Consider the following 13,074-nt stretch of genomic DNA (forward strand, 5'->3'; position numbering starts at 1 on the left):
GTGACCCCGCTCCCCCGCGTCGTCATCGCCGCGCCCTCCTCGGGCTGCGGCAAGACGACCGTCGCCACCGGGCTGATGGCCGCGTTCGCCGCCCGCGGCACGGCCGTCTCCGGGCACAAGGTGGGCCCGGACTACATCGACCCCGGCTACCACGCGCTGGCCACCGGGCGCCCGGGCCGCAACCTGGACCCCTACCTGTGCGGTCCCGAGCGCGTCGCGCCGCTGTTCCTGCACGGCGCGGCGGGCGCGGAGCTGGCCGTCGTCGAGGGCGTCATGGGCCTGTTCGACGGTGCGTCGGGGCAGGGCGAGACGGGGTCGACGGCGCAGGTGGCGAAGTTGCTGCGGGCCCCGGTGGTGCTGGTGGTGGACGCCTCGGCGCAGGCGCGGTCGGTGGCCGCCCTGGTGCACGGCTTCGCCTCCTGGGACCCGCGGGTGCGGCTGGCCGGGGTCATCGTGAACAAGGTGGGCTCCAAGCGCCACGAGGAGCTGCTGCGCGAAGCGCTGGCGGAGACCGGGGTGCCGGTCCTGGGCGCCCTGCGCCGGCGCGAGCGGGTGCGCACCCCGGCCCGGCACCTGGGCCTGGTCCCGGTGGCCGAGCGGCGCGCGGAGGCGGTGGAGTCGGTCGCGGAGCTGGCCGAGCAGGTGCGCGCGGGCGTGGACCTGGACGCCGTGCTGGCGCTGGCCCGCAGCGCGCCGCCGCTGCCCGACGCACCGTGGTCGCCGGCCGACGCGCTCGCCGCGGCCGCCGCGCCGCGCGGCGCCGGGGACGACGGGGCCCCTGACGGGCCCGGTGGGCCGCGGGCGCCCCGGGGGCCGCGGCGGCGTCCGCTGATCGCCCTCGCGGGCGGTGCGGCGTTCACCTTCGCCTACGCCGAGCACGCCGAGTTGCTGCGCGCGGCCGGGGCGGAGGTCGTCCCCTTCGACCCGCTGCGCGACGAGCGGCTGCCCGAGGGCACCGCGGGCGTCGTCGTCGGAGGCGGCTTCCCGGAGGTGTACGCGCCGGAGCTGAGCGCCAACGCGCCGCTGCGCGCCGACCTCGCCCGCTTCCGCGGCCCGGTGGCGGCGGAGTGCGCGGGGCTGCTGTACCTGGGCCGGGAGCTGGACGGGGCGCCGATGTGCGGCGTCCTGGACGTCTCTGCGCGGATGACGGAGCGGCTGACGCTGGGGTACCGCGAGGCGGTGGCGGTGGGCGACAGCGTCCTGGCGGCGGCCGGGACGCGGGTGCGCGGCCACGAGTTCCACCGCACGGCCACCGAGCCGGGGGCCGGCGCCTCGCCCGCGTGGGGGCTGACCCGGCCGCTGCGGCGGACGGAAGGGTTCGCCGAGGAGAACGTGCATGCCTCCTACCTGCATGTGCACTGGGCCGCCGAGCCCGCACTGGCCCGGCGCTTCACGGAGAGGTGTGCCGCATGAGGACGCGACCGAAGCTGACCGGGGTCGGAGTCGGCCCCGGAGACCCCGAACTGGTGACCGTCAAGGGCGTGAACGCCCTGCGCGCGGCCGACGTCGTCGTCGTGCCCGTCATGGACACCGGCGAGCGCGGCCGGGCCGAGGCCACCGTGCTGCACTACGTGGCGCCCGAGCGCGTCGTGCGCGTCGTCTTCGCGCTCAACGAGCGCCAGGACCACGCCCGGCGGGAGGCCGCCTGGGACGCGGCCGGCGCCCGGGTGGCCGAACTGCTGCGCGAGCGCGGCACCGTGGCGTTCGCGACGATCGGCGACCCCAACGTGTACTCGACGTTCACCTACCTCGCGCAGACGGTGTCCGACCTGGTGCCCGAGGCCGCGGTGGAGACGGTGCCGGGGGTGACGGCCATGCAGGACCTGGCCGCGCGCAGCGGCGCGGTGCTGACCGAGGGCACCGAGCCGCTGACGCTCGTGCCGGTGACCGCGGGCCCCGCCGTGCTCAGGGACGCCCTGGAGGGCCCCGGCACGGTGGTGGCGTACAAGTTCGGGCGCATCGCGGGCGAGGTGGCCAGGGCGCTTCAGAGCACCGGCCGGCTGGAGGGCGCGGTGTGGGGCTCGGCGCTGGGGCTGCCCGGCGAGTCGATCCGCCCGGCCGCGCGGCTCGGGGACGCGCCGCTGCCGTACCTGTCCACCCTGATCGCGCCCGCGCGGCGCACGGCCCGCGGAGGCAAGCTGTGAGCACGACCGAGGCCGCACCCGGCAAGGTGACGATCGTGGGCGCCGGACCCGGCGCCGCCGACCTGCTGACCTTCCGCGCGGCGCGGGCCATCGCCGAGGCGGACGTGGTGGTGTGGGCCGCGAGCCTGGTGCACGAGGACGTGCTCGGCCACGCCGCCCCGGACGCGGAGGTGCTGGACTCGGCCACGCTGTCGCTGGAGGACGTGCTCGCGGTGTACGCGCGCGCCCAGCGCGACGGGCTGCGGGTGGCGCGCGTGCACTCCGGCGACCCGGCGCTGTGGGGCGGCACCCAGGAGCAGGTGGACCGCTGCCACGAGCTGGGCATCGAGGTCGAGATCATCCCCGGGGTGTCCGCGTTCTCGGCCGTGGCGGCGCTGGCCCAGCGCGAGCTGACCATTCCCGAGGTCGCGCAGTCGGTGATCCTGACCCGGCTGGGCGGCGGGAAGACGCCGATGCCCCCGGGCGAGGAGGTGCGCGAGTTCGCCCGGCACGGCACGACGATGGCACTGTTCCTGTCGGCGGCGCGCTCGGGCCAGCTCGCCGCCGAGCTGGCCGAGGGCGGCTACCCGCCGGACACCCCGGTGATCATCGCCTACCAGGCGACGTGGCCGGAGGAGCTGCTCCTGCGCTGCACGCTCGGCACGCTGGCCGAGACCGTCCGCGAGCACAAGCTCTGGAAGCACACCCTCTTCCTCGTCGGCCCGGCCCTGGCCGCCTCCGGCACCCGCTCGCACCTGTACCACCCCGGGCACTTCCACGGGTACCGCCGCGCGGAGCCCGCCGCCCGGCGGGCCCTGCGCGCCGCGCGGCGCTCCGGCGAGCACGGCCCCGCGCACGGCCCCGGCCGCGGCGCGGGCGACCACCCGTCCCCCGGCCCGGGCGGCGGGGAGGACCCCGGCCCCGGCGGCCCGGAGGGCTCCGGCGAGGCCGGGGGCGGTCGTGGCTAGACCGGACCCCCGGGTCACCGTCGTGGGCACCGGCACCGCGCCGGGCCCGGCCCCCGCGGTGGCCGGGGACGCGACCCTCGTCGTCGGCGCCCGCCGCCACCTGGCGGCCGCCGCGCTCCCGCCGGGCGCCCGGCGCGTGGTGCTGGGCCCGCTCGCGCCCGCCCTGGCGGCGATCGAGGCGGAGCTGGCCGCGCCCGGCACGCCCCGGGTGTGGGTGCTGGCCTCGGGCGACCCGGGCTTCTTCGGCATCGTGCGGGCGCTGGCCGAGCGGCTGGGCCCCCAGCGGCTGGACGTGCGCCCCTCGGCGCCGTCGGTCGCGGTCGCCTTCGCCCGCGCCGGGCTGCCCTGGGACGACGCCGCCGTGGTGAGCGCGCACGGCCGGGACCTGCGCACGGCCGTCAACGTCTGCCGCGCGCACCCCAAGACGGCCGTGCTCACCGGACCCGGCGCGGGCCCCGCGGAGCTGGGCGCGGCCCTGGAGGGCACCGGCATCGTCCGCACCCTGGTGGTGGCGAGCGCGCTGGGCACCGCACGGGAGACCGTGGCGCGGCTCTCGCCCGCCGAGGCGGCCGCCCGCCCGTGGCCGGAGCCGGTGAGCGTCGTGCTGTGCCTGGCGCCCGAGCGCGCCGTCGCGCCGGAGCGGCGCACGCTGGCCGGCGCCCCGGACCGGCCGGCCGGCTGGGCGCTGCCCGAGGCGGCCTTCGCCCACCGCGACTCGATGATCACCAAGTACGAGGTGCGGGCGCTGGCCCTGGCCCGGCTCGGCCCGCGCGCCGGGGACCTGGTGTGGGACGTCGGCGCGGGCTCGGGTTCGGTGGCCGTGGAGTGCGCGCGGCTCGGCGCGGCGGCCGTCGCCGTCGAGCGCGACGCGGACGGCGTGGCGCGCTGCCGGGCGAACGCCGCCGCGCACGGCGTGGACGTGCAGACCGTGCACGGCACCGCGCCCGGGGCGCTGGCCGGGCTGCCGGACCCGGACGCCGTCTTCGTCGGCGGCGGCGGCCGGGACCTGCCCGACGTCGTCACCGCCTGCGCCCGGCGCGCCCGGCGCTGCGTCGTCGTCACCCTCGCCGCGCTCGACCGGGTGCCCGCCGTGCGCGCCGCGCTGGCCGGGGCCGGGCTGGACGCGGCCGGCGTGCAGCTCCAGTCGGCCCGGCTCGCGCCGCTGCCCGGCGACGTCACCCGGCTCGCCGCCGTGAACCCCGTCTTCGTCCTGTGGGGGAACAGGACCCCTGCGACCAGCTCACAAGGAGTCTCCCCGTGATCGGCCTGATCTCCGCCACCGCGGCCGGCGCCGCCGCCTGCGACCGGCTGGCCGCCGCCTGGCCGGACCGCACCCGCCGCTACCCCGGGCCCGTCGCGGACGCGGTGCGCGCGGCGTTCGCCGAGTGCGAGCAACTGGTGTGCTTCCTGGCCACCGGCGCCACCGTCCGCCTGCTCGCCCCGCTGCTGCGCGACAAGCGCGAGGACCCGGGCGTGGTCTGCGTGGACGAGGCGCGGCGGCACGCGGTGGCCCTGCTCGGCGGCCACGCGGGCGGCGCGAACGCCCTGGCGGACCGGGTGGCCGAGCAGTTCCCCGGCTGCCGCCCGGTGGTGACCACCGCCACGGACGCCACCGGCGTGCCCGGTCTGGACACGCTGGGCTGGCCCGTGGAGGGCGCCGTCGCCGCCGTCTCCCGGGCGATGCTCGACGGGTCACCGGTCCGCCTGGTCTCCGACGCCGTCCACCCGCTGCCCGCGCTGCCGCCCAACGTCGCGGCGGACGCGGACGGCGCGGTGTCGCTGCTGGTCAGCGACCTGGCCGTGGAGCCGGAGAAGGGGCAGGCGGTGCTGCGTCCGCCCACGGTGACCGTCGGCGTCGGGGCGAGCCGCGGCGCGTCGGCCGAGGAGGTGCTGACGCTGATCGGGAGCGCGCTGGCCGCCGCCGGCCTGTCGCCGCGCTCGGTGGCGGCGCTGGCCACCGTGGAGGCCAAGGCCGGGGAGCCGGGCCTCGTGGCCGCCGCCGAGCACCTGGGCGTGCCGCTGCGGGCCCACCCCGCGGCCGCGCTCGCCGAGATCCCCGTGCCCAATCCCTCGCGGGCGCCGCGGGACGCGGTGGGCACGCCGAGCGTGGCCGAGGCCGCCGCGCTGCGGGAGGCCGGGCCCGGGGCCGACCTGCTGGTGCCCAAGCGCAAGTCGGAGCCCGCGCCGGGGGCCGCCGCCATGGCCACCTGCGCGGTCGCCCGCCGCCGGCCGCGCGGCCGGCTGGCCGTCGTCGGTCTGGGGCCCGGCGCCCGCGACCTGCTCACGCCGCGCGCCCGCGACGAGCTGCGCCGCGCGTCCGTCCTGGTGGGCCTTGACCAGTACGTGGCGCAGGTCCGCGACCTGCTGCGCCCCGGCACGCGGGTGCTGGAGTCCGGGCTCGGGGCCGAAGAGGAGCGAGCCCGCACCGCGGTGGCGCAGGCGCGCGCCGGGCACGCGGTGGCGCTCATCGGCAGCGGGGACGCGGGCGTGTACGCGATGGCCTCCCCGGCGCTGGCTGAGGCGTCGGCGGACATCGACGTCGTCGGGGTGCCCGGCGTCACCGCGGCCCTGGCCGCCGCCGCCCTGCTGGGCGCGCCGCTGGGCCACGACCACGTCTCGATCAGCCTCTCCGACCTGCACACGCCCTGGGAGGTGATCGCCCGCCGGGTGGCCGCGGCCGCCGCCGCCGACCTGGTCGTCACCTTCTACAACCCGCGCTCGCGCGGCCGGGACTGGCAGCTCCCGAAGGCGCTGGGCCTGCTGGCCGAGCACCGCGCCCCGGACACCCCCGTCGGCGTGGTGCGCAACGCCTCGCGCCCGGGCGAGCGGGTGCGCCTGACGACGCTGGGCGCACTGGACCCGGCGGACGTGGACATGATGACCGTCGTCACCGTCGGCAACACTGCCACCCGCGCCGTCGCGGGCCGGATGGTCACGCCGCGCGGCTACCGCTGGCAGGAGGCCCGGGCATGAGCGACCCCCGCATCGTCCACCCCATCGAGCAGGAGTCCTACCGCGTCCTGCGCTCCCGGCTGGAGACCGGGCACCTGCCGCCGCTGACCCGGGCGGTGGTCGAGCGGGTGATCCACTCCAGCGCGGACCTGGAGTACGCGAGCGACCTGGTGACCGACGAGGCCCACCTGCGCGCCGCGCACACCGCGCTGCACGAGCGGCAGGCGCCCGTGGTCACCGACGTGGCGATGGTCGCGGCCGGCATCACCCGGCGGCAGACGGTGTGCCGGCTGGCCGACGCGCAGGCCGGCCCCGGGCTGACCCGCTCGGCGCACGCCGTACGCCTGGCCTACGCGCAGGTGGGGCCCGGCGCCGTGTGGGTCGTCGGCTGCGCGCCCACCGCCCTGTTCGAACTCATCGCGCTCGACGTCGCACCGGCGCTGGTCGTCGGGCTGCCCGTCGGGTTCGTCGGCGCCGCCGAGAGCAAGGCCGCGCTGCGCGAGAGCGGCCTGCCCGCCGTCAGCAACCGCTCGGAGAAGGGCGGTTCGGCCGTCGCCGCGGCGGCGCTCAACGCCCTGCTCTACACCCCCTTCCCGGCCGGTGGCCCCACCGGCCGGGCCGCCACGCCCCCTTCCACCCCCGAGGAGACTCCGTGACCACCCCGCCCGCCCTGCTGCTCGTCGGCCACGGCACCCGAGACGAGGCCGGTGCCGAGGCCTTCCGCTCCTTCGTCGGCAAACTGGCCGAACGCCGCCCCGGGACGGCGGTGGGCGGCGGGTTCATCGAGCTGTCCCCGCCGCCGCTCGCGGAGGCCGTCACCGACCTGGTCGAGCAGGGGGTGCGCCGCTTCGCCGCCGTCCCGCTGATGCTCGTCTCGGCCGGGCACGCCAAGGGCGACATCCCCGCCGCGCTCGCCCGCGAGCAGGAGCGCCACCCCGGCACCACGTACGCCTACGGGCGCCCGCTGGGCCCGCACCCCTCGCTGCTCGCGGTGCTCGAGCGCCGGTTGGAGGAGGCGCTGGGCGGCACCGTGCGCACCCCGGCCGACCGGGCGGACGTCACCGTGCTGCTGGTCGGCCGCGGCTCGACCGACCCGGACGCCAACGCCGAGGTGCACAAGGCGGCCCGGCTGCTGTGGGAGGGCCGCGGCTACGCCGGCGTGGAGACCGCCTTCGTCTCGCTGGCCGCCCCCGACGTCGCCTCCGGCCTGGACCGCTGCCGCGCGCTGGGCGCCCGCCGCGTCGTCGTGCTGCCCTACTTCCTGTTCACCGGCATCCTGCCCGAGCGCGTGACGCTCCAGGCCCGGGGCTGGGCGGACGCACACCCCGAGACGGAGGTGCGCGTCGCCGACGTCATCGGCCCGACCGACGAGCTGGCCGACCTGGTGTGGCAGCGCTACCAGGAGGCGCTGGACGGCGACATCCGCATGAACTGCGACTCCTGCGTGTACCGCATCGCGCTGCCGGGGTTCGAGGACAAGGTGGGCGCGCCGCAGCAGCCGCACTTCCACCCGGACGACGACGGGCACCACCACCATCACCACCACGGCCATGGCCACGCCCACGCGCACTGACGGCGCCGGGCACGGCGGCGAGCCGGAGCGGCGGCACGGCGCGGGGCGGCCGGGGCGCGCGGCGGCCGACGCGGTGGACCTGCGCCACCACGGGGACGCCGAGGTGCGCGACGCCCCCGGCACGCTGACCGACCTGGCGGTCAACGTGCGCACCGGCACGCCGCCCGACTGGCTGCGGGCGGCGATCGCCGGGTCGCTGGACACACTGGCCGCCTACCCCGACGGGCGGGCCGCACGCCGGGCGGTGGCCGCGCACCACGGGCTGGCCGAGGAGCAGGTGCTGCTCACGGCCGGGGCCGCGGAGGCGTTCGTGCTGCTGGCCCGGGCCTGCTCCGCGCGCCGCCCGGTCGTGGTGCACCCGCAGTTCACCGAGCCGGAGGCCGCCCTGCGCGACGCCGGGCACCCGGTGGAGCGGGTGCTGCTGCGCGCCCGGGACGGCTTCCGGCTGCGCCCCGGCGCGGTGCCCGCGGACGCGGACCTGGTGGTCGTCGGCAACCCGACGAACCCGACCTCCGTGCTGCACCCGGCCCCGGCGCTGGCCGCGCTCGCCCGGCCGGGGCGCACGCTCGTCGTCGACGAGGCGTTCCTGGACGCCGTGCCCGGCGAGGCGGAGTCCCTCGTCCCGCTGCTGGGGACGCTGCCGGGACACGTGGTGGTGGTGCGCAGCCTCACCAAGACCTGGGGACTCGCGGGGCTGCGCATCGGGTACGTGCTCGCCGACGCCGCCACCGTCGGGGCGCTGGCGGCGGAGCAGCCGCTGTGGCCGGTGGCCACGCCCGCGCTGGCCGCCGCCGAGGCGTGCTGCACGGAGCGGGCCCGCGAAGAGGCGGCCCGGGTGGCCCGCACCGTCGCCGCCGACCGGGCCCACCTGCTCGCGGTGCTGGGCGACTTCGGCGAGATCGGCCACGCGACACCGGAGCCGGCCGGGCCGTTCGTGCTGATCCGGCACCCCCGGGCCGCGCGGGTGCGCGAGCGGCTGCGCGATCTGGGCTTCGCGGTGCGGCGCGGCGACACCTTTCCCGGGCTCGGACCGCAGTGGCTGCGCCTTGCGGTGCGCGACCGCGCGACCAGCGACCGGCTCGCGCGGGCCCTCGCGGCGGCCGGGGTCCGCTAGTGCCGCATCAGCCAGGGTTTGCCCCGTCGCGACGCCCGGCACGGCGCCTCGCGGCGTTGCCGAATCGACCGAGTAGGCCCACCACGAGGCCGATCCGGCGCCCTGCGATGCACCGCGCCGGACGCCGCTCCTTGCCGGGCAAACCCTGACGACGCGGCACCAGGCCCCGGCCGCCGCGCCGGGCCGGCCCGGGGCGTGGGCCGCCGGGCGGCCCCACAGGGGTCGACGCCCGGTGGCCCGTCCGGGGCCCGTCCGGCAGCCCGGGGCACCGTCCGGCGGTCAGCCCTGGCGTCGGCGGCGGAGCAGGAGCAGCGCGCCGCCGACGCCGAGCAGCCCGGCGGCCCCGCCCAGCAGGTACGGGGTGCCGGACCGGGCGCCGGTGGCGGCCAGGTGCGGCTCGTCCTGCGGCTGCGTCACCCGCGCTTCGTGCTCCCCCTGGGGCCGGGCGCCCTCCGGCCGCTCCTCGGGCGCGGCCTCCTCGGGCCGCTCGGACTCCCGCGGCTGGGGGGACTGCCGCGGCGTCGTGGGCCGCGGCTCCTCGCCGGGGGCGGGGGTGCGGCAGCTCGCTTCGGCCAGGGTGACGCTGCCCGTCACCTCGGCGACGCCCAGGTCCAGCGGGTTGACCGACACGGTCAGCTCCAGCGCGCCGGCGGCGGCGCGGTCGGCGGCCGTCTCGCGCTGGGACAGCTCCAGGCGCACCTCCCCGACGCCGGGGACGCGCACGGCGGTGGGCCCGCCCGCGCTCAGCGCCACCCGTCGGCCGAGCACCTTCACCGTGCCCAGCACGTCGGCCTCGGCGACGGCGGGCTCGCCCACGGAGCAGACCACCCTCGCGGTGACCTGCTCGACCTCGACGAGGGAGAGCAGCGGCAGCCCCGGCACGTGCACCCTGGCCCGGGCGAGGGTGACGGCCGCCGACGCCGCGTCCTCGGTGACCTCGGCCGTGGACTCGGCCACGTCGGCGCGCAGCACGCTGAACGGCTCGCCGCCCTGCACGCCGTCCAGCTCGGCGGTGAGCGCGGTGCCGCCCGCCCGTTCGGCGCCACCGTCGGGGGCGGGCGCGGAGACGGCGTTCAGGCTCGTCCGCAGCGGCACCTGGACGGCGTCGTCCAGCAGGGAGACGTCGAGCTGTGCGCGCAGCACCGCGGCGGCGGCGGAGCCCGCGCGTCCGGCCTGCCCGTCCTCGCCGGTGGCGTGGGCGGGGATGGCCGCCACGCCGGTGAGCGCGGCGGCGGCGAGCAGGCTGAGGACGGACTTCTTCACGGCAGGGACTCCCACGGACGGGTCGGGTGCCACCGGCGCGGGCCGACGGGGGACATCGCTCGCACCGGTGACGGGGACCCGCACATCGTTGACGCCGCCGCGCGCCGCCCGCCCCGGTTCCCCGGGCGGTTCACCCGGACGGGGCATTGCCGAACACCCGCACGACCCGCGCCCCCGGCCGGCCGCCCGGGGCGCCCCTGCCGCACGGCCGTGGCGCACGGCCGCCGCACACCCGCCGCGCACGTCCGCCGCCGCGCTCGCCCGCCGCACGCCTACTGCACGACGCGGCCCCGCAGCACCACCCGGCGCGGACCGGCCAGCACCCGCACGTCGGCCCGCGGGTCCGTGTCGTACACGACCAGGTCGGCCGGGGCGCCCTCGGCCAGCGCCGGGCGGCCGAGCCACTCCCGCGCCCCCCACGTCGTCGCGGACAGCGCCTGGAGGGGCGGGATGCCCGCGCGCACCAGCTCGGCCACCTCCTGGGCCACCAGCCCGTGGGCGAGCGAACCGCCCGCGTCCGTGCCGACGAACACCGGGATGCCGGCGTCGTAGGCGGCGCGCACGGTGTCGTAGCGGCGCTCGTGCAGCCGCCGCATGTGGTCGGCCCAGCGCGGGAACTTCCGCGCGCCGCCGTCCGCGAGCTGGGGGAAGGTGGCGATGTTGACCAGCGTCGGCACGATGGCGATGCCCCGCTCGGCGAAGAGCGGGATGGTCTCCTCGGTCAGCCCGGTGGCGTGCTCCACGCAGTCGATACCGGCCTCCGCGAGATCGCGCAGCGAGTCCTCGGCGAAGCAGTGGGCGGTGACGCGGGCGCCCTCCTCGTGGGCGGCGGCGATCGCCGCCGCCACGGCCTCGCGCGGCCAGCAGGCGGTGAGGTCGCCGGCGTCCCGGTCGATCCAGTCCCCGACCAGCTTCACCCAGCCGTCGCCGCGGCGCGCCTCGCGGCGCACGTAGGCGACCAGGTCCGCCGGCTCGATCTCGTGCGCGTAGTTGCGGATGTAGCGGCGGGTGCGCGCGATGTGGCGGCCCGCGCGGATGATCTCGGGCAGGTCGGGGCGCTCGTCGATCCACCGGGTGTCGGCGGCCGAGCCGGCGTCGCGGATGAGCAGCGTCCCGGCGTCCCGGTCGGTGAGCGCCTGCCGCTCGCTCGTCGCCTCGTCGACCGCTCCGTGCGCGTCCAGGCCGACGTGGCAGTGGGCGTCCACCAGGCCCGGCAGCGCCCAGCCGCGCACCCGGGTGACGTCGCGCAGCGCCGCGGCCGCCGGGCGTTCGTAGGTCAGGCGGCCGTCCACCGCCCACACCTCGTCGCGTACGTCCTCCGGGCCCACCAGCACCCGCCCCGTGATGTGCAGCACCGCGCTTGTCGTCATGCCACCGCACTGTAGGTCGCGCCCCCGGTGCGCCCGGCCTCCGGGGGCGCGGACGCGGGCGCTCGCGGGCGGCGACGGTGCGCCGGCGCGGTGGGGGATTGTGGGGGGAGTGAATTCGTGCGACGCTGCGATCGCTTTACGACTGACTCCGAAGCGTGCGGTAATTTCGCTATTCTGCGTAGCCGCCCGTAAGCTTCTTCCCGGATTCGTCCAGGTCAAACACACTTCTTTATCCAGGGGGCCGCGAAGCCCGTGTCACGGTCAGGTGTCACGGTCGTTATGCACCTGTGACAGATCCCACAGGGGCGGCGTTCCGTGGCGGCATGTCCGACATGACCAGCAAATTTGCCCCGACCTGGAGCCCGGGCACGCCCGCGCGCGATAACACATCAACGCGCCGCGCGAAACCCCAGCACGCGATGCAATCTCAATTTTTCCTGGGTAAATTGAATCGACATGACCCCCGCACAAGCTGACCATGCACGTGCCCGAAGCGAATTCATCGAAATGCCCGAGGGGCTGAAGCTCGACACTCCACGGGTCGACGACGGCGCCGCCATCTGGCGGATCGCCCGCGACTCCAAGGTGCTGGATCTGAACTCCTCGTACAGCTACCTCCTGTGGTGCCGCGACTTCGCCGCCACCTCCGTAGTGGCTCGCGACGGGAACGGCGACCCGGTCGGCTTCATCACCGGTTACGTCCGGCCCCAGGACCCCCGCACCCTGCTCATCTGGCAGGTCGCCGTCGATCACGGCCAGCGCGGACGCGGACTGGCCGGGGCGATGCTGGACGGGCTGTTCACCCGGGTGGCCGAGGAGCTGGGGGCCGACCGCATGGAGACGACGATCACGCCGGACAACGCCCCCTCCAACAAGCTGTTCACCTCCTTCGCGGAGCGGCACGGCGCCGGGCTGGAGCGCGAGGTGCTCTTCGACGGCGAGGTGTTCCCGGGCGACGAGCACGAGCCCGAGGTGCTGTACCAGATCGGCCCCATCCCGGTCCTCGTCGGCGCCGCGACCTGACGGCACCGCGGACCGCGGCGCCGTCCGCACCGCCGCTCCCGCGCGGTGCCACGCACCGCGCCCCACAGACTTCCCGACCTTCACGACTCACTCCCAGGAGCCATCCGTGACCATCACCCAGCCTGACCTGAGCGTCTTCGAGACCCTGGAGTCTGAGGTCCGCGGTTACTGCCGCGGCTGGCCCACGATCTTCGACCGGGCCCAGGGCAGCCACATGTACGACGAGGACGGCCACACCTACCTGGACTTCTTCGCCGGCGCCGGCTCGCTCAACTACGGCCACAACAACCCGGTGCTCAAACGCGCGCTGATCGACTACCTCGACCGCGACGGCGTCACCCACGGGCTGGACATGTCCACCGTCGCCAAGCGGGCCTTCCTGGAGACGTTCCAGAACGTCATCCTGCGCCCGCGCGACCTGCCCTACAAGGTCATGTTCCCCGGCCCGACCGGCACCAACGCCGTCGAGGCCGCGCTGAAGCTGGCCCGCAAGGTCAAGGGCCGCGAGTCCATCGTGTCCTTCACCAACGCCTTCCACGGCATGTCGCTGGGCTCGCTGGCCGTCACCGGCAACGCCTTCAAGCGCGCGGGCGCGGGCATCCCCCTCGTCCACGGCACCCCGATGCCCTTCGACGCCTACCTCGACGGCTCGACGGAGGACTTCATCTGGTTCGAGCGGCTGCTGGAG

12 protein-coding genes are annotated in these 13,074 nt (G+C 77.4%); 10 read left to right on the forward strand and 2 right to left on the reverse strand.

Annotated features, from left to right (window positions below; genetic code table 11):
- Genes OSB71_RS21085 through cobC form a run of 8 tightly spaced genes read left to right on the forward strand, consistent with a single transcriptional unit; the run spans nt 1 to nt 8,730 of the window.
- A complete protein-coding gene (locus OSB71_RS21085; protein ID WP_265950304.1) occupies nt 1-1,413 on the forward strand; it encodes a cobyrinic acid a,c-diamide synthase CobB in 1,413 nt (470 codons plus the stop codon).
- Nucleotides 1,410-2,144 (forward strand): precorrin-2 C(20)-methyltransferase, encoded by a 735-nt coding sequence (gene cobI, locus OSB71_RS21090; protein WP_265950305.1) that lies wholly within the window; start codon nt 1,410-1,412, stop codon nt 2,142-2,144. Before OSB71_RS21085 ends, cobI begins: the two co-directional genes overlap by 4 nt.
- Nucleotides 2,141-3,091 carry a precorrin-4 C(11)-methyltransferase gene (gene cobM, locus OSB71_RS21095; protein WP_265950307.1) on the forward strand — a complete coding sequence of 317 codons (951 nt, stop codon included), beginning with the start codon at nt 2,141-2,143 and terminating at the stop codon, nt 3,089-3,091. Before cobI ends, cobM begins: the two co-directional genes overlap by 4 nt.
- Complete coding sequence (gene cbiE, locus OSB71_RS21100; RefSeq protein WP_265950308.1) at nt 3,084-4,352, forward strand: precorrin-6y C5,15-methyltransferase (decarboxylating) subunit CbiE; 1,269 nt, start codon at nt 3,084-3,086, stop codon at nt 4,350-4,352. The genes cobM and cbiE overlap by 8 nt, the downstream gene beginning before the upstream one ends.
- Nucleotides 4,349-6,064: a precorrin-3B C(17)-methyltransferase gene (cobJ, locus tag OSB71_RS21105; RefSeq protein WP_265950310.1), complete on the forward strand. Its 1,716-nt coding sequence runs from the start codon at nt 4,349-4,351 to the stop codon at nt 6,062-6,064. The genes cbiE and cobJ overlap by 4 nt, the downstream gene beginning before the upstream one ends.
- Nucleotides 6,061-6,699, forward strand: coding sequence for a precorrin-8X methylmutase (locus tag OSB71_RS21110; protein WP_265950311.1), 639 nt, complete (start codon nt 6,061-6,063; stop codon nt 6,697-6,699). The genes cobJ and OSB71_RS21110 overlap by 4 nt, the downstream gene beginning before the upstream one ends.
- A complete protein-coding gene (locus OSB71_RS21115) occupies nt 6,696-7,616 on the forward strand; it encodes a sirohydrochlorin chelatase (protein WP_265950313.1) in 921 nt (306 codons plus the stop codon). The genes OSB71_RS21110 and OSB71_RS21115 overlap by 4 nt, the downstream gene beginning before the upstream one ends.
- Nucleotides 7,594-8,730 (forward strand): Rv2231c family histidinol phosphate aminotransferase CobC, encoded by a 1,137-nt coding sequence (gene cobC / locus OSB71_RS21120; protein WP_265950314.1) that lies wholly within the window; start codon nt 7,594-7,596, stop codon nt 8,728-8,730. The genes OSB71_RS21115 and cobC overlap by 23 nt, the downstream gene beginning before the upstream one ends.
- A gap of 279 nt (nt 8,731-9,009) precedes the next feature.
- Here the strand turns inward: cobC and OSB71_RS21125 are convergent, their stop codons facing one another.
- On the reverse strand, nt 9,010-9,993 hold the full coding sequence (locus OSB71_RS21125) for an SCO1860 family LAETG-anchored protein (RefSeq protein WP_265950316.1): 984 nt from the start codon (nt 9,991-9,993) through the stop codon (nt 9,010-9,012).
- Nucleotides 9,994-10,265: 272 nt separating this feature from the next.
- Nucleotides 10,266-11,363, reverse strand: coding sequence for an amidohydrolase family protein (locus OSB71_RS21130; RefSeq protein ID WP_265950318.1), 1,098 nt, complete (start codon nt 11,361-11,363; stop codon nt 10,266-10,268).
- A 507-nt stretch (nt 11,364-11,870) separates the two neighbouring features.
- Between OSB71_RS21130 and ectA the strand changes: the two genes are divergently transcribed.
- On the forward strand, nt 11,871-12,386 hold the full coding sequence (gene ectA, locus OSB71_RS21135; RefSeq protein ID WP_416237304.1) for a diaminobutyrate acetyltransferase: 516 nt from the start codon (nt 11,871-11,873) through the stop codon (nt 12,384-12,386).
- Between the two features lie 106 nt (nt 12,387-12,492).
- A partial coding sequence (locus OSB71_RS21140; RefSeq protein ID WP_265950322.1) for an aminotransferase class III-fold pyridoxal phosphate-dependent enzyme occupies nt 12,493-13,074 on the forward strand: 582 nt, incomplete at its 3' end.

The organism is Streptomyces marinisediminis (genome assembly GCF_026262575.1).
GTDB lineage: Bacteria > Actinomycetota > Actinomycetes > Streptomycetales > Streptomycetaceae > Streptomyces > Streptomyces marinisediminis.